This window comes from Armatimonadota bacterium (genome assembly GCA_028871815.1).
Lineage (GTDB): Bacteria > Armatimonadota > Chthonomonadetes > Chthonomonadales > Chthonomonadaceae > REEB205.
The window spans coordinates 74,628-94,244 of sequence record JAGWMJ010000003.1; the positions used below are offsets into that span (position 1 = coordinate 74,628).

The window sequence follows — 19,617 nt, forward strand, 5'->3', positions numbered from 1 at the left end:
TTGCGTGGCCCGGTACTCAGGGAGCGTTTTAGACTGGGCACACCGCAATAACAGGGTCGTGTGGCTTCGGCCGGACAGGTCCTTCGCTTCGCTCAAGACGACGGTTGGCGGCAGGCGTGGTGGCGCAGACCAAACGGCACTGCAAGCGCAGAGGCGTGGCCAGCACAGCACTCCGCTACAAGGCCAGGCCGCCGGCGAGCGGCCGTGACGCAACGATCACACAGTAAGAGGCTCAGCGGTTCGCGCGCTTGCCTGCCTTGCGGGACGCGGTCGCCGCGGCGCTTCTCCGCGTCTCGACGTAGAACGCCACATCGCGGCTTACGGCCGGCACATCCACATTCTGCTGAGCGGCGGCTGAACGTGCCGCGGTAAAGTCGGTACTTCCGGCCAATTTCCCCGCAGAGGTGTCCCACCAGGTGATCCTGTAACTGCCTGCAGCCAGGTGAGGCAGCATCAGTTTGCCGGCTGCGGGCGCGTCGGCGCGGTTGTACAGCCAGCCCGCTGCATAGTTGCGGGTCGCCAGCATCTCTCCGCCAAGGGCGGAAGCGTAGTGCGTTAACGCGATGCGGTTCAGCGTAACCCAATCTGCGCCGGTGTTGGAGATCGTAATGGTGTGGCTGCCCGCCGGAACCGGAGCGCTCAAAACGGCGTCTTTGCTTAACGGCGCGTAGTCGGCATTGCCGGGCGCGAACGATCGTGAAACGGGCACGCCATCCACGGCGACGACTAACCGAGCGCCAGACCTGGCGACCTGGCCAACGGTCACCCTGCATGTGCCGGGTTGGTCATAGGTCACTTTGAAGGTGAGCGGCGCCGGCTGCATGTCACGGTGCCCGATACCCTGTAGAAACGACGGAAACCGATCTATTCCAGTGGGCGGTCCCTCTGGCGTCACAGTAAATGCGGACGCCGCTGCCGAGGCAGACGCCCATCCACCACCAGGTGCAAATGCCAACGTCGCTAGATTCTGAGTCGTCGTATTGGCGGTTATCGGAGTCAACCTGCCACGGGATAACATGCCTGAGGCATCCAGGAAATCGGCCGCTGCTCGATAGGTGGAGTAGAGGTTCTGCTTATCCACCGCGTCCCAATCCCACCAGCACGCTGCGCCGGCAGCTCCACTGAACAGGCTTGCCCACAGCCCGTTATGCAGTGCCGGTTCGGCAGGTCCGCTGAAGCTGGTCGACCCGAACTCACCAACGAAAACGGGCTTGTTGAAGCCGGCGGGTGGGGCGCTCCCCAGCGCAGTGATCAGGTCCGCCGCGTAGACGTGGCGTTGCGCGTAGTCCACCGTTTGCCAAACGTCGCTCGAATACGGTATGGATGGCGAAGCGCTGGTCGTGATGAGATGCTGCCACGGGTCGGTTGCCCGAAGGTAGAGGGCCATTTCGCGGTGCCACATCGCGATGTCGTCCCACTTCTTGCCATGGGCGGCATCCGTATTCTCTACCTCGTTAAACAACTCCCACGCCATGATATGCGGCGAGTATCCCCAACGAGCCACAATGTACGAAAGCAGGCGCTTGGTATAAGCGCGGGCGGTGGGATCGGTAAAGAACGCATCCGGCCGTGACAGAAAGCCTCCAGTCTTGATGTTCCAGGGATTGTCATGCCAGGCGGGATTCACGTTACTGGAATCGGAAAACCCTCCGCTACTCGCGAACATACCGTGGTAGAAAATGGTGACCTGGAGATAGATTCCGTACTTGTCGGCCGCCTGAACGATCGCGTCCCATTTGCGCGCTGCAGGCAGGTCGATATCACCCGCCGGAACCTTATTGGTAGCCGATTCACCGAGGAGGTTGCGCCCATCCCACTCGGTCATCCAAACGCGCGCCCAGTTCTCGCCGGCAGCATGCATTTTTGCGAACATCGTCGGGATATCGGGGGCGCCGGTGTTCTGCCATGCCTGGTCTTGCCCTAAGGGGAAGAACCGTCCGCCGTCGCCGAAAGCAAAGGCGCCGTGATTTGCCAAATCGATACGGATGAAGCCAGGTCCAGGCTCGCCGGTGACATTCCACGACGCCGGTGTGAGGTTTTGTTCGTGGACGATCTGCTTGTTCACCAAAACGGAGACTACGGACCAGGCACCCGGAAGGGTGGGGCTGTACCGCATCCTCCAGGTCGACTGGCCATCATAAAAGGCGGTAACGTTGGCGGTTCCTCCGCTCGGCCGCTTCAGCGTTACCTGCACCAACTCGGACGTCGGATCGAACGGGTTTCCCTTCAGGCCGGCGAGGCTGAACGAACACTCGATCATTGGATATACGCCCTTGCCGATCACGCGGTCTGCCTGCGTCTGACCCCCACGATATCCGGCCCCGAGAGGCGTGTTATACGGTGATCCGATGTCGCCGCCAAGACCCTGGCCCAGCGTGGAGATATCCTGGGCGCCGCCACATCCGCCCAGCAACAACGCAACTGCGAGCACGCCGATAATCGCAATCCCGGACCTCAAGATAGACAAACGAGGGCAATCCGTTTCCCATACACGCTCAACTTTGTATCGCGTTACAGCCATTTCGCACTCCAATTAAACCCATTATAACACAGCCGGGCCCGCCGCAAAGGAGCCGCGGCCACAGTTGGAGAAAGATGCCGGTGATGTTAGCCGGACCGCACATTGACCCACCACTCGCGGCGATACCAGCGCTTCTGAATGAGCACCGGCTGACCTGCTTTCAAACCACCCTTCGCAACCCAATCCGCCTCGGCAAAGATGGCGTACCGGATAAGGCCGATCAGGAAGCCTGGCAGGCACGGACCAGCACGCCCGCACTCTGGGGCATTGTTCACGCCTCCCTGATCACCAACCTGGCTTCCACCGATCCCCGGATACGAAATGCTTCTGCCGGCGCGCTCGTAGCGGATGCCAACCTTGCCGCACGGTTGGGCATGCAAGGCGTGTGCTTTCATGTTGGCTACGCCAAGGGCCACGCGTCGCGTGAGGCGGCGCTCGAGGCCGTCTGTTACAAGCTGCGCGAGGTCGTCTCCAGGCTGGACCGTGGTGCGCGAGTTCTGCTGGAAAACGGTGCCGAGCGCGGTGAACTGGGTGAAACTGTGGCCGAGTTGGCTGCTGTTATAAACGGAATCCAGGCGTCGTCTGCATCCGTAGGCATTGTGCTGGATACCTGCCACCTGCATGTTTCCGGCTTCGATATGGCGGCAGCTGACTCCGCCGACAGGCTGGCCGGCCAGCTTGAGGATGCCGGACTGCTTGGGTTTGTGACCGCCTTTCACTTGAATGACGCACTGGCGGAGTGTGGCAGCTACCGTGATCGCCACGCAATCCCAGGCCAGGGCACCATTGGCGCCGGCCTTAAGCGGCTGGTGGCTAATCGAGCGTTTGCCGAGATGCCCTGCATCCTGGAGCTCAAGCTGGATGGCGCCCTCGCCGGCATTTCGTGGTTGCGGTCAACTTGATGGAGACAACCGATGCAGCTTTCTTACGCACAGAAGAGGCAGTTTGTGGATCTTGGCTACGTGGTTGTTCCTGGGGTGGTGCCCACGGCTCTCGTAAACGCGGCGCTACGTGCCATCAACGCTTGTCTCGACCAGGGACTGCCGGCCGAGCGCATGCAAGAGATGCGGGCGCAAAGCTACTGCAAAGAGATTCAGACGCAGCCTGTTATTTCAGACCTGTTTAACCGGTCGCCGGCGCACGCGCTGCTTGAGTCGATGGTCGGTGAGGGCACCATACCAGAGGCCACGGGCGCCCAGATTGCGCTCCGCTTCCCATCGCTAGCCGATCCTCCGCGACCGCCTTCACCGCACATCGACGGCATTCACACCCCCACGAACGGTGTGCCAAAAGGTGTGATCCAGAATTTCACGGGCCTGGTTGGCATCTACCTCTCCGGCGTAAATGAGGAGTATGCCGGCAATTTCGCCGTTTGGCCCGGGAGCCACGCCCGGCTGCAGCAGTTCTTTCGCGACACGAGTCCCGAGGCAATCCTGGATGGTATGCCGAAGATTGATCTGGGCGAGCCAACACAGATTATGGCTCAGGCCGGAGACGTTGCAATCTGCCACTATCTGCTGGCGCACAGCGCATGTGCCAATGTCTCGCCGTTCATCCGTTATGCCACCTACTTCCGGATGCACAAGCAGGGCCACGCCGAGCGGCTTCGGAGCACGATGGTGAATATGTGGGAGGAGTGGGACGGGCTGCAAGACATGCTGCTGGAGGAGGGGCGGTGAGCCGCTTACGGAGCGTGCGACGCGGCTGTATCACCATCGTGGCATAACACTACGTTTTGGCCAGACTGGTTGGTGGCAAGGTGTACCGGTTTTCGCCAAATGCGTGCGAGATACGCCAGAGTTCGTGATGTGTAATCTACATCCAGGTCCTTGCCGTCCCACGCATGCCGCAGCAGTAACTCGCCGCGGTGCATATAGTCGTCATCCTCAACAGTGATGATCGGTAAGCCGAAGTTGGTCATGCTGTCCACCAGGGTATCGCGTACCTTCTCCCAACCGGCGTCCTGCACTACCCACCTGGCTTCGCCACCAGAGTCATCGCGCCGGTACGTGTAGAGGTCCAGCCTCTCAACCAACGCGCGCGTCAGGTACTTACGCAGAAAGGTTACATCACACTCCATACTTCGAACCTCGAACAGCTTCTCCATGCCGCCGCCAGCCGCACGCTGGATCGGTTCTCCGCGCCAGTTTTCCTCTGGCGCCTCGTCACTGGTTTCGCCGTTCCAGCGCCGCTCGATGTCCCGCAGGATGGTGTAACCCACATAGTAGGGGTTGATGGTCATGCGTGATCCCGGGGAGATGACCGAAGCATGCAGCCGGCGGAACTCGAGGTGCTCCTCCGGCGTCAACGGAAGACTGGTGAGAATTCGCTCATGCCAGAACGAGGCCCAGCCCTCGTTGAGGATCTTTGTGCGCATTTGAGGGATGAAGTAAAGGGTCTCATCGCGGACGATATCGAGGATGTCGCGCTGCCACCGCGCCAGACTGGGCGCACGGTCACGCAAGAAACCGAGGAGATCGCGCGTCGGCTCCGGGGCTGCAGGTGAAGCGTCTCCGGCCGGCCGCTTTTCTACGCGGATATTCCATAGGTCATCGTATTCCGTGCCGGACAGCGAGGATGGCGCCTTACCACTGCCTTCATCCGGTTCAACCGGCGGGCGAAACTCGGCAGTCAGGCCCGGGTCAAAGTTGTCGGCAAGCGCAAGCGCTCCGTCGAGAAACAGCTCTACGGTATCCGTGCCGATGGTCTCCTCATACTTTCTAATCCGGTTACCATGTACACGAACCTGCTCGACCATCTGTCTGTTCGTACGCTCAAAGTAGGTGTTGTTCTTGAAGAAGTCGTTGTGCCCCAGCACATGCGCCACCACAAACTTGTGCGCGAGCATAGAGTTGCTGTCCAGCAAGAACGCCTGGCACGGATCGGTGTTGAACACAATCTCGTAGATGCGGGCAAGTCCGTATTCGTAAAGCGTCTTTTGGTGATGGTAGTCGCGGCCAAACGTCCAGTGCGAGAATCGCGCGGGCAGCCCGTAACTACCGAGCTCGTAAATGACGTGGTCCGGCGCCACCTCAAAGTGGGTTGGATAGAAGTCGAGGCCGCTCTGATGCGCTGCCTCCTGAATCAGGTCAATCCACCGTTCCAAATCGGCCCTTTCGGATGCGTTCATGATGCCACCTTCGCCATGACGCCCGGCTGCCGGCTGAAGAACCGTTGGAGAGCCGGCCAAACATCCTCGCGCGAGTTGATCTTGACCAGACACACACGTGGCTCACCGGCAAAAGCCTCGGCATAAGCCTGGCCGAGCGGGGCAAACTCGAGAGACCTGCTCGCAACATCCTCGGCGATCTCGCCGTAGCCCACGAGATTACAGATCTCCACCATTTGGCGCATCAGATCGACACATTCTGCGTCACCCCAGTTGTAGCCATCGGAGAACAGGAACGGATAGATGTTCCACTCTCTAGCGTTGTACCGACGCTCAATAATCTGCAGCGCCAGCCTGTACGCTTCACTCATCCGCGTTCCGCCGGAATCGCCGAGGCCAAAAAACGTATGCTCGTCTACCTCGTGCGCCTCCGTGTGGCACGTGATGAATACGATTTCAGCGCTCGCGTACCGGGTCTGGAGAAACCGCAGCATCCAGAAATAGAACGATCGGCATATATATGCCTCAAACTCGCCCATCGATCCGGATACGTCACGCATCGCGAATACCACCGCGTTGCGGTGGGGCTCCGTAACCATCTCCCAGGTCTTAAACCTCAGGTCTTCCCGGTGCACGCTCCAGCCCGGCGTACCGCTCCGCGCATTGCGCCGCCATGCCTCAAGCAAGGTCCGTTTGCGGTCGAGGTTGGAAGCGATTCCGCGCCGGCTGATGCTGTTGAATTCCGCCTGCTCGGACGGAATCTGCTGCACGCCACGCTCCTGCAGGTTCGGTAAGAACAGGTCCTCAAAAACCAGTTCCGCAAGCTCCTCCACCGTTAGCTCCGCTTCGTAGAAGTCGACTCCCGGCTCGGTCCCCGCCTCCTTGCCGGTTCCTTCCGCGGAAGCTGGCGCACGCCCGATGACGTCCCCCGGGCGTGTGCCCCCCGGACCCTGGCCAACATGCTCGGTGTCGTTGTCACCGTATCGGATTCGCGGCAGCTCCAGCCCTCGCACCGGCAGCTTGACGATTTTGCCCTGGTCAGCGGTGATGATATCCTGCTGACTGATAATCGCGCCAAGGTTACGCCTAATAGCCTCTTTAACCTTTTGGTTGTGCCGCTCCCGATCTCGATCCGCGCGGTGGTGCAAGTCCCACGCATCGGTGCTCAGCGAGAAGTCAGCGTCCATTTGTCCAGCCTCCCAACGCCGCCGCCCCTCACCGGTTCAGCAGCGTACCAACATACCGCAGCAGCTCATTGGCCGATTCCGGCACATAGCCCTGTTCACGGCACATGCGCTCTACCACTTCGTTGACCTTCTTCTGCTGCTCGATGTCCGGCGTCTTTGTGTTTGTAGTTATTTTTACGATATCCTTGAGATCGGTGAACAGCTTCTTTTCAAGCGCCTCGCGCAACCGCTCGTCCGAGGCCACGCTAAAGGCCTGTCCGCGACGCATCAGGGAAGCGACGCTGCGCATAATGCCTTCCCGGAACTCGCGCTTGGCGTTCTCGGTGACGCTGATCTGCTCTTCAATGGATCGCATCAACCGCTCGTCGGGATCCACATCCTCGCCGGTGATCGGGTGCTTCACCTTCTCATGGTTGCAGAACGCCTCCACGTTATCGATGTAGTTATCGAGCAGGGTCCGGGCTGACTCTTCGTAGGAGTAGACGAACGCGCGCTGCACTTCCTTCTTGGCCATCTCATCGAACTCTTTGCGGACTTCGTCGATGAAGCCCATCAGCCGATGCCGCTCCTCCTCGCTTGTGGTGTACTCCACCACGCTATCGCGAAGCGAGCGCAGAACGTCGATTGGTGTAACGAAGTGGCGGCCACTCTTCACCAACACGGCGGATATCCGGTTGATGATAAACCGCGGTGATACACCGTTCATGCCCTCATCCTGAAACTCGTCGTGCAGTTCTCGCACGTGTCTCTGGTCCCAGTCGCCGACCTGCTTTTCGCCGTCGTAAAGCTTCATCTTGGCCACCAGCGAGAGCCCGGCCTTCCGGCTGGCTTTCAGCCGGGTGAGTATTGCGAACATGCTCGCGACTCGCAGCGTATGCGGCGCAATATGGATTCGCGCCAGGTCAAGATCCGATCCCACGTCGTGGACGTCGCTTTGACCGATGAGCTTTTCGTAGATACGAACTTCCTCAGAGACACGCAGGTTGTATGGCACCTTGACCACGAAGATGCGATCTATCATCGCCTCGTTCTCTTTGTTTCCGAAGTAGGAGTTGTATTCGTACTCGTTGGTGTGCGCGATGACCATGACGTCGCAGTAGATCAGCGCAAACCGGCTCGCTTTGATAGTCTGCTCTCCCGCCACGGTATTCAACTCGTACAGGAACCGCTTTTCCGCCTTCAACATCTCGATGAACTCCATAACACCACGATTCGCGATGTTGAGTTCGCCGTCAAAGTTGTAAGCGCGCGGATCCGACTCGCGTCCGAACTCGGTAAGCGCCTGAATGTTGACGCTGCCGGTGAGCTCTGCCACATCCTGGCTTTTTGGATCCGCAGGTTTGAATGTGCCAATACCGACGCGGTTCTTTTCCGAGAAAAAGATCCGTTGCACCGGTACACCCTGCGTGTTGCCGTGCCACTCATGGTCCAGCCGGTACCTACAGACCGGGCATAGGTCGCCTTCGATATACACCCCATAATCGCGCCTGAAATCGGCGCGCAATTCATCCGGAACAAGATGCAGTGGCTCTTCATGCATCGGGCAGTCACGGATGGCGTACATGGCGCCGACGTCGGTTCTGGAGTACTGCTCCATACCACGCTTGATCAGCGAGACCAGCGTCGACTTTCCGCCTCCAACGGGTCCAACAAGCATGAGGATCCGCTTGCGAATATCCAGCCGGCGTGAAGCCGGGTTGAGATACTCTTCCACAAGCTGCTGCAGGGTCCGCTCCAGGCCGTACAGTTCGTCAAGGAAGAAGCGGTACCGCCGCGGCTGGCCCTCCGGCGTCTCCTCCATACCCGCCGCCATAATCATGTTGTATGTTCTGGCGTGAGCAAGGTCCACCACCGCACGCTTCTTGCTGACGATATCGAGATACTCGGCAAACGTGCCTTCCCAGGCAAGCGCGCGCTCCTGGCTCCGCTGCTCCTCGACTCGCTTCAAAAACTCGGTCGGATTCTGCTGTTCCATCTTCCTGGCTCCCATACTCTAAGCACAACTGCCACCGAAGTACCGCGCCGATTAATGAATACGCCCCGGTTCTGCCGAAAGGCATCACCGGGGCGCGTAAACGTTACTGCTGTCCGCGTCTGTGCCGACGCACTCGGTACTCGGTTCAGTACCTACCCGGTGCCCGCCCAATCCGACCGTCTGGTGGCGTCATCCGATATTCTTTCCTTTGCAGCGCATCCTCTATGAGGAGTGCTGACAACCTGTAGTACTGAATCACGGTGGCTGAATACACCCGTGACTGTACCGTATATCACATCTGAGCTACTGCGGCCAAGCGTACCACATCGCGTTTTTGGCGATAGATCGCTGCACCGTGTTCCATGTGTGTGGCCACTCATCGCCAACTGACGCGCACAACAACACCATCCGGGTCGTTTGGCCAAACGACGAGTACCGATCTACTGCCGTCATCCTGGATCAACTGTACAGGAATCTGCCGGCCAAGCATATCCACGCCACGGGCACCGATGGGCGTGCGACCTGCGGCAGAAATCCGAGCCGCCCCGTCAACGCCACGGGGACCGCGTACATACATCCCCGTTCGATCGGTGCTTTCCATTGTGGCCACAGTGCGGCCAGAGATAAAGTTGATATGTGGAATCGTGGGATGCGTAGACAGCTGGCACAACAGAGCCGTAGAGTGCGCCGGTAGATCACGAGTATCGGCTACCGCCAGTGTGGGCGAAAACAGGTCGATGGTAGGATCCGAGACGTGCACACCGCGGGCCCAGGCATGAATGGCCGTAAACTGGCCGCGCTGCACCCTCAAAGCGCCCGGCTCGCTGTAATCACCCCCTGCGAGCTGGTAGGCATACTGCGTAAGCGCGCGCAAAAGCCCGGCGGCACGCTCGCTGCTGCTGAAGAACGCCGCGGGTACGCCGACATTAATAACGGCGCCTTTGCCGAAGCGCTGCATCCAGATTACACTGCCGCCAGACCGCAGCGTATAGAGACAACCACTCGTATGGTTTGTATTATGATCAATGCCAGAATACAGCGTTGCCGGCCAGGTGGCGCCGATTCTCAACCTGGGGAACGCCCGCGCAAGCGGATCATCCGGTCCCGCAGCGAGCAAAGTGTGACCCAGATCGGGCTGAACCGAGGCGGCGCCTACAGAGAACCCGCCCGCAATATCCAGCCGGAGCGTCACGTGGGCGCCAGCAGGGATGTTATCGAATCGGTAGGTCCAGTTGCCGGAGCCTGCTACCGTGCGCGCGCCTTCAGCAATGCTGCTGCCGTTGTCGTATTCGATGAAGCGGTTCTCAAGGTCCGTCCCAACAACAAACGCGGCGGCAAGCGCTCCGTTGATGTGCAGCTCAAGGCTATAGAGTTGTACCGGAGGCTGTCCGGAAGACCCCGTGCTGAAGTTCAACGCCACACTGCCGCCTTTGGAGCATTCCGACGATATGTCAACCGAACGATTCAAACGGTTGCCGGTTAGGGACCCGCTCGGCGCGACCAGCACCGGCGCATACTGCCGTCCGAGCTCCGCCGGCCCGTTCACCGTATGCGGTGCTCCCGCGTCGCCAACGCCGCACGCTTGCAGGAGGCTTTGTCCCGGCGTTGTAGCTCCTGCGCCGAGCCACCAACTGCCGGGCACCGCGTTGAAGGGATCGGACCCCCCGAACAGTACGAGACTTCCGCCATTTCGCACCCAACTGGCCAGCGCCTGGTCCGTGGCGGCCGAGAGCGGCTTCTGGTAATCGAAACTAAGCAGCAGCGTCTTGTAGCCTGCGAGGTAGCCAGGCGAGGTCACACGGTCGAGGCTGAGCGCCTGGACGGGTACGCCTCGGCGCAGCAGCGGCAGCGTGAGGCCGAAAAAGCCGTCCAGCGAGTCGCCGGAACCCGGTCCGCGCTGCCACTGCATGGTGTCGGATGTAAACGCGCCGATACCCGGTGGCCCAGACGACTGAGTTTCCGCTTGCGAGTCGCCAATCTGCTGGAGCGCGGCGACCACGCTGTCAACCTCCAACGCGTAGTCCGGCGGAATCCGACCATAAACGCGCTCGGGCCAGGGCATCACTTCCCAGGCATTTACGGATGGAAACATCAGCGCTGCTGCCGCGGTCTCCTCGTAGTGTGAGCGATAGTCCTGCATGGTTCGCGCAGGATCGTCCTCAACCGGGTCCATCAGGAACCAGAGCTTCTTGCCGGTTCCGCGCATCAACTGGGCCAATGACGAGTACTCGAGCCACGCAAGCGAAAACGTCCTGTCGCGCCGTATGCCGGCGTACGGCACCGGCGTGCGGGCTGTACCGGTCCAGACCTGGCCGACAACCTGCTGCACCTGCGGCAGCTGCGCGATTGCTGCTTGAGGGCAAACGATGCCCCACATCGCATAGTTCAGTGGACTGTGGAATGCTACGAGTCGCTTTGCGGTTGGCGCGTGATTCTCTACGGATGACAAAACGTCGCCAATGTGAGCGGCTTCCAGCTTGGCCATCGTCTGCCCTGCGGCCCAACGCGCCGCGGCACTGGATGCAGGATCTTGCCACGCCTGACCTGTCATTGCCCGAAATGCCGCTTTGAAATCCGCCTCATATCCGGCGGACGCCCAATACTCCGGCTCCTCCAGGCACACGCCCTGTGAGCCGGCATCCAGTGCGCTGATAAACGCCGAGCTCTCTGCAGCGCTTCGTGCAGGTGTTGGCGTTACGTAGTAGCTATCGGCAATATGCAGTGGCTGACCATTTGCGGAGCGCTGTACCCCGCCGGGATGCGCTTTTGCGAACGCTCCATTTGCGCGCGAACCTCCCATTGTCCACACCCGATAGCCACGCTCTTTCCACGAACCGATTACGAGAGGATCGTCGGTGTAGGCGAACACCGCGTCTGTCTGTAAGTCGATCTGCGGAGCCGCGGCCTGGGGCGTTTGGGTGACGGTAACCGGCGAAGCGGGGCGGCGCACCACGTGAATTGGTGGGTGGTCTGTCAACCCCTGGAGCAGGAACTCAGGCACGGAATCTGGTAGGCCGGGATGAACGGTAGATGCCAATGTCTGGCTGTACAATAGGCTGGACATGTTCGCGGCGCCGGACTTGGCCGATACCATAACTTCCACGGCGGCTCCGGTCCAACCAGCAGGCATTCTCCAGGTCGTAGTCTCGGCTCCGCCGACGTGCGAAGATGTCGACGGCAGCGGTTTTCCGTTCGGATCCAGTGGCGCCGCCGACAGGCCGGCTGCCGTGGCGTTTAACGTGAGACTGCAGTCGGACCCTCGGGAGGCGGGTAGGGCATAGACGGCGAAGGCGCCCGCCGGAAACACGCGCAGCGAGCCACTAAGCGTGGTTGCGCTGTTCTTGACGATTGCCGATGCCTCGGCTGGCTGGCCGGGAATCAGTGAGACCGGATAGAGGGGCGGAATGGCCATGGAACACGGTGAGGATAGCGCCGCGGCCAGCAAGAACACCAGCAGTGCGATCGGGTGGGCGTTAGTTATTCGGCGCATTTAGTGGTGAGTGGCCGGGCAGAATTCGGCGTGGAAGCGTACCGTCACGGTGATTCAGCAGGAGATCCGTAAACCCCTCGTAAGCCTGTTCCAACTCAGTAGCAAGCGCTTCCGTCGCTCCGGTGTCCGGAGCCTGCTCCGCGAGAGCGGCGGCCCAGTCTGCTGCGGTTTGCGCGGCGGTAGTTCCCGGCGTTTCCCAAGGAAGCTCCGCCGACTCGGCTAGCATACCGGAGATATCCGGAGTTACCGGTTGCGGCTCCGTTGAGCCGGTTTGCAAGCAAAAGAGGAGCATGCCGGAACGCGCCGTAGCCAACTCCTGCAAATCCAGTTCGGATGCGAGGTACTGGACGTCCCACGAATGCGCCAGTACAAGAAGGCCGGGAGCATCGCCGTCTATGTTGCTCCCGGGCGACCATGGCGCTGTTGAAGTTGGGCCGTTGGACAGCAAGGCGGCGATGTGAAGCGCCAGTGGCTCGGCCGCCGGACCCAGCCACGACACGCACTTCGGTCGCAAGTCCAGCAGGCTCAGCCACTTGCACAGCCCGGCGCACAACAGGGCCACGCTGGCGACCTCCAGACGGATGGCGGGGTACCGCCCATTGAAGCCAACATCTGTTGGAGACACGCTCATTACGGCGCCACGCGTCTGCGCATAGTGCCATTCACGGATACCGGGATCGGCCACGGTTGTAAACTCACGCACACGCGCAATTAAATCGGCTGTCTCTTCCAGGGCCTGCTCGTAGTCGGCCGCATCCGAAAGCGCTTCTCTGGGAGCGGCCTCCAACACGCGCTCGGCGTCATCGCACTGGCGAAGGAGCGCGTAGCATTCCGCGAGCTCCAACATCAGCCACCCCGGCAAACCAGACAGCAGTTCACTAACCTTGTGATACTCCAGCACCGCGGCTTGATATGCGCCGCTCTGCATATGCGCCCGAGCCAGCGTTGTGCCGAGGGCAATCTGGAACTCGGTGGTATGCGGTGCGGCGAGGTCGCGCGCCCTGATGAGGAATGGAAGCGCGACCCGCGGATTGCCCAGTTCCTGAAATCGGGCGCCGATGCGGAAGTAGGACTCTGCGTTACCGCGCTCGGCCTGCAGGCGCTCAAATAGCGATAGTTCCTCCGACGCCTGCTCGCCGGAAAAAGCCATCGCCGTCCGCATCATTGCGAGCACATTATCGATCACCGCATCCGATGAGACGTCCAGGTAAAACACTTCCGAAAGACGCTGCAGCGCCAGTGAGGCGCCTTGCGTCATAAGCGCTCGTGCCTCGCCGATTATCGCCGCAGCCGGGTCTTCAGGCGATCGATAGACGTTATCATCAGCGCCGAGCACCGGCGGGCTCATTTGGCGTTCCTTCTGCATGCATACAGGATTTGGCTCACCGCCACTAAAGCGGCGGTTTCTGTCCGTAGCGTGTACGTTTCGAGTAGTGCGGGAGAAACGTTGTGGTGGCGTGCGGTTGCAATCTCCGCGTCGGCCCAACCGCCCTCGGGACCGATGAATAGATCGAGCTCGGCCGGCGACCCCATTCGCTCCAGTACCACGCCAAGCGGATCAGAATCTCGAGTTGAAAGCATAATCCCCGGCGCCTTGTGGCTTTCAAGCGCCTGGGAAAGGGCTTGCGGCGCCTGGATGCCCGGAATGTCAGCTCGTCCGCACTGTTCGGACGCAGAGCAGAGTATTGCCTGCCACCGCGCCATCTGGTGCGGAGTGCGCGATGCTTCCGGGCGCCGAACGGTCCGTTCCGTTATTATCGGGATAAATCGCTTCGCGCCGATCTCGGTGCAGCGCTGCAGCACCGTTTCAAAGCGGTCGCCCTTCACCAGCGCCTGGAAGATATTCACACACGGTGAGATTGCTGGTGGTGCAGCCGCCGGGCCCTGTATCTCGGCCCGTACGAGCACCGGCGTTGCCTCACGAACTATTGTGGTAAACGCCGTTCCATCTCCCGGCTGCACAATAAGCAGGTCCCCTGAAGCGATACGGAGGACGCGAACCAGATGCTCGGCGGCCGAGCCCGCGATGTGGACCTGAGTGTCATTGATGCGCTGCCGCTCCACAAAAACCCGAATCGACATCAGATCGCACTGCCAATCCGCAGCAGCTCGCGCTGCACGGCTGCCAGCGCCCCAGTGTCACGTCGGGCGGCCGGATCGGCAACCAGCGAAAGTGCGACCCAACCATCTCGTTCGACAACATCCGGACTGACCAGGCCCACGTCTGCCAGTGCTCGGCAAATCAACGGCGCCTGGTCCGCTACAAGTCCGCTGAGCACCACCGTGCCCCCGGGCACAACGGCATCCGCAATTCTGGCAGCCAACTCCAGAATGACGCCCGCGACGATGTTGACGACTACAATATCGCAATCGTCGGCCAGCCTCCAGAATTCCGTTGGGTCCAGTACCTCTACGGTATCGCGAAGCGCGTGCAGCTCCACATTTTGCTGGGCAATCTCCCTGGCCAGGATGTCGATGTCGGTCGCCAGCACGCAGCTTGCACCAAGCAAACCGGCCGCAATGGCCAAAATGCCGGTTCCTGTACCAATGTCCGCCACCCGAGCCCCGTCAAAGACTGCCTTCTCCAGCGATTCTAGCGCAAGTTGTGTTGTGGCATGGGAGCCGGTACCGAACGCCATTCCGGGATCGATCGTGATGAGGCAGTCTCCCGGTGCAGATTCCGGCTGCTCCCACGGCGGCGCGATAACGCAGCGCCGCCCGATCCGACGCGTCGTGTGGTATTCACGCCACTGTCGCGGCCAATCGGTCTCGGGTTCAACAACTGCGATCATCGAGGGCACTTCAGTGCAGAGGCCGTAGGCTGGAAACAACGCCAGCCTTTGGTGAATAGCTCGCAACCGCGGTGTCAAGTCGCGGTGAACCGGCAACCAACCAATCACAACCGGGTGGGCGTCGGACCGCAATTCGGTTCCAGCAGCGCCGTGCTCCATCAGCAGGGCGGATACAGCGTCCAAAGCAAGTAGGTCGCAAAACACCCGCAGCCGTAGCAGCCGGCGACCACTCGCGGCCGTCAATGCTTGAAGATGCGACCAAGCAGGCCGCGATTGTCACCGGTCTCGCCGGGATCTTCACCGAGGGTCGTCGAGAACTGCTTTAGAAGCTCACGCTGCTCATCGCTGAGTTTCCTGGGCACCGACACCTGCAAAAGCACGTGCTCATCGCCCTTACCTCTGCCTTGTACCACTGGCAACCCGTGGCCGCGGAGCGTGAACTCGGTTCCGGGTTGGGTGCCGCTGGGGATGGTAAGCTCTTCATCGCCGTCCAGAGTGGGAACCGGCACCACTCCGCCGAGCGCAGCCACCGGAAAACTGATCTCGACTGTGCAGTAGAGTTCCGTACCGTCACGACGGAATACCTCATGATCATCAACGGAGATGACCACGTAAAGATCACCGGATGGCCCGCCTCGCTCGCCGGCATCTCCATCGCCGGCGAGACGAAGCCGCATGCCGGTATCGATTCCCGCAGGCACCTTCACGGTACGCTGTTTCTGGTTCCGGACGCGGCCCGAACCGCGACACGCATCACACGGCGAGGCAATCAATTGACCCGTGCCTCCGCAATCACGGCAGGTTGCACTTGCAACGAACGTGCCGAGGATGGTGTTGGTTGAGTGCCTTACCTGGCCGGTTCCGTTGCAAGATCCGCACACCGTCGGCGCCGAACCAGGATTGGCGCCGCTTCCGGTGCACTTCTCACACGTTTCCATTCTGGAGATCTTCAGCGGAACTTCGCATCCGCGTGCCGCTTCCTCCAGCGTGATACGAACGTCGGCCCGGAGGTCATCGCCACGCGCGCCACCGGCCGGACCGCGGCTGGCCGTCCGTTCACCGAAAAACGCGTCGAAGATGTCGCTAAACGGACTGTCACCGGGAAAGCCGGAGGCGCCGCCGTTGACACCGGCGTGACCAAACTGATCGTAACTGCGACGCCGGTCTTCGTTACTTAGGACGTCGTAGGCTTCCTGGACTTCCTTGAACCGATCCGGAGCGTCGGCGGCCTTGTTGACATCTGGATGCAGCTTCTTCGCAAGGTTCCGATAAGCGCGCTTGACGTCGTCTGAACTTGCATGGCGTTCCACACCCAAAACGTCGTAATAGTCGCGTGGAGTCGTCGCCATAACAACTGGAGGGGCAGACTAGCCCAAGTGCTGCCGGTTCCAACCGGCAGCCGGGCCCGGTCTCTATTCAGTCTCCTCGTTGAGGTCGGAGAGAAACTCGTCATCCTCCTCTTCCTCATCCGATCCATCCGGCTCGCCAAGCCCAAGCGCTTCTGCAATGCGCAAGCCGGTTCCGCTTGAGTCGTCGATGTCGTCCAGACTGTCGGGATCGGCGCTCCGCAATGCGGCAGCCTGTGCCGCTGCGCTATCCATCTCGATATCCAGGCCAAGAACAGAGCCGGCGCCAATAATGTCTTCCAGGCTGGGCTCCGCCGGTTTGAGCGATTTCTCGTGCGCGATTGCCGTGGCATCTTCTACACGACGGCTGCGCACAGCTCCCTGTGCGATCTCCTCCAGAGCGATAGTAAGGGGATTCATGGACTGCGTTACGATCAATTGCGGAGCGCCATCTTTCAACTGCCGTGCGCGCTTTGCCGCCAGAATAACCAGCTCAAACTTGGAAGGAAAGGCGTCCAGCTCATTCGGATTGGGGTAGATGCTCATAGGGCTCCTGAACTATTCGAGTTGTGGTCCGGCAACCATCCACTTAACCTTACCATTGTGGAGGCAACGGCGCAGGCGTGTCAATAGGCTGACCGGGACTAAAGTGATTCTACGTAAACCTGAGGCACTTCAGCGCCAAGCCGGTACAACCGCTATGGCGTGAGCAGGCTCTTTGCCACTTCCAAGGAGTCCATTGCCTCGAACGCGGCTTGCCACTCTGCAAGTGGAAATACGCGCCGCATCGGAGCAAGGTTCAATGCCCCGCGCTGCATCAGGCCGAGGACGCGCTCCCATGTGGCCCAGGTGTGTGAGAATGAGCCTTGCAAACGCAGCGCCTTCTGCACAAGCGGGTCCAATGATGCGTTGAACGGCTCGCGTCCCCAGCCAACCTTGGTAATCTGGCCACCCGGGCGTGCGAGGGCGAGACACTGCGACAGTACGGATGACACGCCTGTGCAATCTACAATCAGGTGTGCCCCGAGGCCATCACCTACACCTGCAACCAGCGCGGCAAGGTCAACGGTGTCACCGGCTATGCTCATATCGGCGCCGAGCGCCTTTCCGAGCTCCAGACGCCTGGCATCACGTGAGAGCCCCGACAGGATCAGTGTTCCCGGGGATTGGAGCCGGCACATCTGAAGCGCCATGAGCCCAATGGTTCCTGGGCCCATAACGATGACGGTGTCACCCGGTTCGATTCGTGAAAGCTCGAGGACGGCATTGGCGCCAACCGAAGCCGGCTCCGTCATTGCCGCATCCTCAAATGAAACACCGGTCGGAATGCGGTGCAAGCAGCGCGCCGGAACGCGAACATAATCCGCCATCGCACCGTCGATTCCGTAGCCAAAACCGAGCCGCTTCGGACAGAGATTGTAGGCGCCCGTGCGGCAATACGCGCATTCACCGCATATTACGGCGGCAGTTTCACTCACGACGCGGTCGCCGGGCCGGAATTGCGAAACACCGGAGCCGCATTCGGCGACCTCGCCACAGAACTCGTGCCCGAGCGTTACAGGATAGTTGACGGGCCATGACTGCGACGCATGCCACTGATGCAGGTCGCTGCCACAGACGCCAACGCACTTCACGCGTAGTAGTACCTCGTTGGGACCTGCCTGCGGCAGTGGTCGGTCCTGAAGCTCCACGCTATGCGGCTTGTTTTCAAGGTTGGTGACAGCGCGCACGGGATTCCCTTATAGCCGGTTATTTGCCGATGCAGAAGTTTCGGAATATCCGCTCGATTATATCCTCGGATGCGGCTTCACCGGTAACCTCGCCCAATGCATCCAGAGCCCCGCGCAGGTCAATTGCGATAAAGTCGGCAGGCATCCCTGCGAGGCATGTTTGCTGGGCGGAGCCAACCGCTGCCGCAGCCCTGGCAACAGCCAGTCGATGCCGCTCCGCCAGAATCAACGCTCCATCCGGGCGCTCGTCCGCGTGACCACCGTACGAGGCCTCGGCAATCGCCGTGATCAGTTCGGTCCGCCCTTCACCGGTGAGAGCCGAGACACATACCGGGCGCGCCGCGGCGCACCAATCAGCCACGCGTCCCGCAGTTTGCCGGCCGTGATCGTGGCCAGCGATGTCAACCTTGTTCAGCGCCACGACAACAGCCGGTGCGCTCGCAGCAGCGTACTTCACAATCGCCTCGTCCTCTACTCCGCAAGGGCCGGAGATGTCGCAAACCGCGAGAGCAACGGAACAGTGTGATAGCTCGCTCCGTGCGCGGTTCACTCCGGCAGCTTCGACCGCGTTCTCCGTCGCCCGAATGCCGGCAGTATCAACAAGCGTCGCTGGCAGGTCGTGCAGGTTTACCTCCTGTTCTATCGTATCGCGCGTGGTGCCGGCGATTGGTGTTACGATAGCCCGGCTCCGCTGCGCCAGGAGGTTCAGGAGAGACGACTTTCCGGCGTTCGGCCGGCCCACAATCGCAATGCGAATGCCGTCTCGTAACACGGCTCCGTACCGAGCTGTCTCGAGAAGAGCGGCAAGGTCCGCACCGGTCTGCTGTAGCCGGCGGGCAACACTCTCGTGCTCAAAGTCTCCGGCCTCATCCTGAAAGTCGATGGCTGCTTCTATTTGCGCTGCTATATCCAGCAAGCTGTTTCTAGCTGCGGAAACGGTCCGAGACAGCGCGCCGTCCAGTTGTGCATGCGCCGCCCTGGCGGCGGCTTCCGTGCCGGCGCCAATTAGCGACGCGACGGCTTCGGCCTGTGCCAGATCAACGCGGCCGGCGAGAAACGCGCGTAGAGTAAACTCGCCGGGATCGGCAGCGCGTGCGCCGGCCGCTAACAGCGCGGAGAGAACCGACTGAGGTACAACTCGTCCGCCATGGCAAGAGATTTCGGCCAAATGCTCACCCGTATAGCTGCGCGGCGCGCGAAACAGCGTGGCAAGCGCTGTGTCAATCACTAAAGCACTCTCGCCTGCCGCAATAGTCACCAGCCTGGCATAACGTGCCCTGGAGCGACTGAACGCCGGTCCGACGCGCGGAGCCAGTACGCGATCACAAATCTCGGGCGTTGCCGGACCACTTACCCGTATCACGGCAATCGCACCCGCGCCCGGCGGTGTGGCTATTGCAGCAATAGTATCCGAAAGGCGTAGCTCGAAACCTCCGTTCATCGCGCCATTTGTCCGGGGGCGGTCAC

14 protein-coding genes are annotated in these 19,617 nt (G+C 60.7%); 2 read left to right on the forward strand and 12 right to left on the reverse strand.

Annotated elements, in window-relative coordinates:
- Window positions 1–232: 232 nt before the first annotated feature.
- On the reverse strand, window positions 233–2,467 hold the full coding sequence (locus tag KGJ62_04785; protein MDE2125886.1) for a DUF5060 domain-containing protein: 2,235 nt from the start codon (window positions 2,465–2,467) through the stop codon (window positions 233–235).
- A gap of 137 nt (window positions 2,468–2,604) precedes the next feature.
- Here KGJ62_04785 and KGJ62_04790 point away from each other — a divergent pair, with 137 nt between their 5' ends.
- Both KGJ62_04790 and KGJ62_04795 read left to right on the forward strand, forming a co-directional pair.
- Window positions 2,605–3,423, forward strand: a complete 819-nt coding sequence (locus tag KGJ62_04790; GenBank protein MDE2125887.1) for a deoxyribonuclease IV — start codon at window positions 2,605–2,607, stop codon at window positions 3,421–3,423.
- Between the two features lie 12 nt (window positions 3,424–3,435).
- Entirely contained in the window at window positions 3,436–4,200 is a 765-nt protein-coding gene (locus KGJ62_04795) for a phytanoyl-CoA dioxygenase family protein (GenBank protein MDE2125888.1), read from the forward strand.
- Window positions 4,201–4,205: 5 nt separating this feature from the next.
- Here KGJ62_04795 and KGJ62_04800 read toward each other — a convergent pair whose 3' ends face one another.
- From KGJ62_04800 to mnmE, 11 genes are all read right to left on the reverse strand, one after another.
- Window positions 4,206–5,651 carry a SpoVR family protein gene (locus KGJ62_04800; GenBank protein ID MDE2125889.1) on the reverse strand — a complete coding sequence of 482 codons (1,446 nt, stop codon included), beginning with the start codon at window positions 5,649–5,651 and terminating at the stop codon, window positions 4,206–4,208.
- Window positions 5,648–6,817, reverse strand: a complete 1,170-nt coding sequence (locus KGJ62_04805; protein MDE2125890.1) for a DUF444 family protein — start codon at window positions 6,815–6,817, stop codon at window positions 5,648–5,650. Before KGJ62_04805 ends, KGJ62_04800 begins: the two co-directional genes overlap by 4 nt.
- A 28-nt stretch (window positions 6,818–6,845) precedes the next feature.
- The gene (locus KGJ62_04810) at window positions 6,846–8,792 is read right to left on the reverse strand and encodes a protein prkA (GenBank protein MDE2125891.1); all 1,947 of its coding nucleotides are present in this window, start codon (window positions 8,790–8,792) and stop codon (window positions 6,846–6,848) included.
- A 376-nt stretch (window positions 8,793–9,168) separates the two neighbouring features.
- Window positions 9,169–12,282, reverse strand: coding sequence for a hypothetical protein (locus KGJ62_04815; GenBank protein MDE2125892.1), 3,114 nt, complete (start codon window positions 12,280–12,282; stop codon window positions 9,169–9,171).
- Entirely contained in the window at window positions 12,266–13,630 is a 1,365-nt protein-coding gene (locus KGJ62_04820) for a hypothetical protein (protein ID MDE2125893.1), read from the reverse strand. The genes KGJ62_04815 and KGJ62_04820 overlap by 17 nt, the downstream gene beginning before the upstream one ends.
- Entirely contained in the window at window positions 13,627–14,364 is a 738-nt protein-coding gene (locus KGJ62_04825) for a 16S rRNA (uracil(1498)-N(3))-methyltransferase (protein MDE2125894.1), read from the reverse strand. Before KGJ62_04825 ends, KGJ62_04820 begins: the two co-directional genes overlap by 4 nt.
- Window positions 14,364–15,074, reverse strand: coding sequence for a 50S ribosomal protein L11 methyltransferase (locus tag KGJ62_04830; GenBank protein ID MDE2125895.1), 711 nt, complete (start codon window positions 15,072–15,074; stop codon window positions 14,364–14,366). Before KGJ62_04830 ends, KGJ62_04825 begins: the two co-directional genes overlap by 1 nt.
- Before the next feature lie 239 nt (window positions 15,075–15,313).
- Window positions 15,314–16,423 (reverse strand): molecular chaperone DnaJ, encoded by a 1,110-nt coding sequence (dnaJ, locus tag KGJ62_04835; protein MDE2125896.1) that lies wholly within the window; start codon window positions 16,421–16,423, stop codon window positions 15,314–15,316.
- Window positions 16,424–16,486: 63 nt separating this feature from the next.
- Window positions 16,487–16,966 carry a DNA-directed RNA polymerase subunit omega gene (rpoZ, locus tag KGJ62_04840; GenBank protein MDE2125897.1) on the reverse strand — a complete coding sequence of 160 codons (480 nt, stop codon included), beginning with the start codon at window positions 16,964–16,966 and terminating at the stop codon, window positions 16,487–16,489.
- 152 nt (window positions 16,967–17,118) lie between these two features.
- Window positions 17,119–18,150: a zinc-binding dehydrogenase gene (locus KGJ62_04845; protein MDE2125898.1), complete on the reverse strand. Its 1,032-nt coding sequence runs from the start codon at window positions 18,148–18,150 to the stop codon at window positions 17,119–17,121.
- 19 nt (window positions 18,151–18,169) lie between these two features.
- Complete coding sequence (gene mnmE, locus KGJ62_04850) at window positions 18,170–19,591, reverse strand: tRNA uridine-5-carboxymethylaminomethyl(34) synthesis GTPase MnmE (protein ID MDE2125899.1); 1,422 nt, start codon at window positions 19,589–19,591, stop codon at window positions 18,170–18,172.
- Between the last annotated feature and the right edge of the window lie 26 nt (window positions 19,592–19,617).

Coding starts and splice junctions, on each gene's coding strand:
- KGJ62_04790 (MDE2125887.1), top strand. CDS start 2,605: ATGTTAGCCGGACCGCACATTGACCCACCACTCGCGGCGATACCAGCG.
- KGJ62_04795 (MDE2125888.1), top strand. CDS start 3,436: ATGCAGCTTTCTTACGCACAGAAGAGGCAGTTTGTGGATCTTGGCTAC.
- KGJ62_04800 (MDE2125889.1), bottom strand. CDS start 5,651: ATGAACGCATCCGAAAGGGCCGATTTGGAACGGTGGATTGACCTGATT.
- KGJ62_04805 (MDE2125890.1), bottom strand. CDS start 6,817: ATGGACGCTGACTTCTCGCTGAGCACCGATGCGTGGGACTTGCACCAC.
- KGJ62_04810 (MDE2125891.1), bottom strand. CDS start 8,792: ATGGAACAGCAGAATCCGACCGAGTTTTTGAAGCGAGTCGAGGAGCAG.
- KGJ62_04815 (MDE2125892.1), bottom strand. CDS start 12,282: ATGCGCCGAATAACTAACGCCCACCCGATCGCACTGCTGGTGTTCTTG.
- KGJ62_04820 (MDE2125893.1), bottom strand. CDS start 13,630: ATGAGCCCGCCGGTGCTCGGCGCTGATGATAACGTCTATCGATCGCCT.
- KGJ62_04825 (MDE2125894.1), bottom strand. CDS start 14,364: ATGTCGATTCGGGTTTTTGTGGAGCGGCAGCGCATCAATGACACTCAG.
- KGJ62_04830 (MDE2125895.1), bottom strand. CDS start 15,074: ATGATCGCAGTTGTTGAACCCGAGACCGATTGGCCGCGACAGTGGCGT.
- dnaJ (MDE2125896.1), bottom strand. CDS start 16,423: ATGGCGACGACTCCACGCGACTATTACGACGTTTTGGGTGTGGAACGC.
- rpoZ (MDE2125897.1), bottom strand. CDS start 16,966: ATGAGCATCTACCCCAATCCGAATGAGCTGGACGCCTTTCCTTCCAAG.
- mnmE (MDE2125899.1), bottom strand. CDS start 19,591: ATGAACGGAGGTTTCGAGCTACGCCTTTCGGATACTATTGCTGCAATA.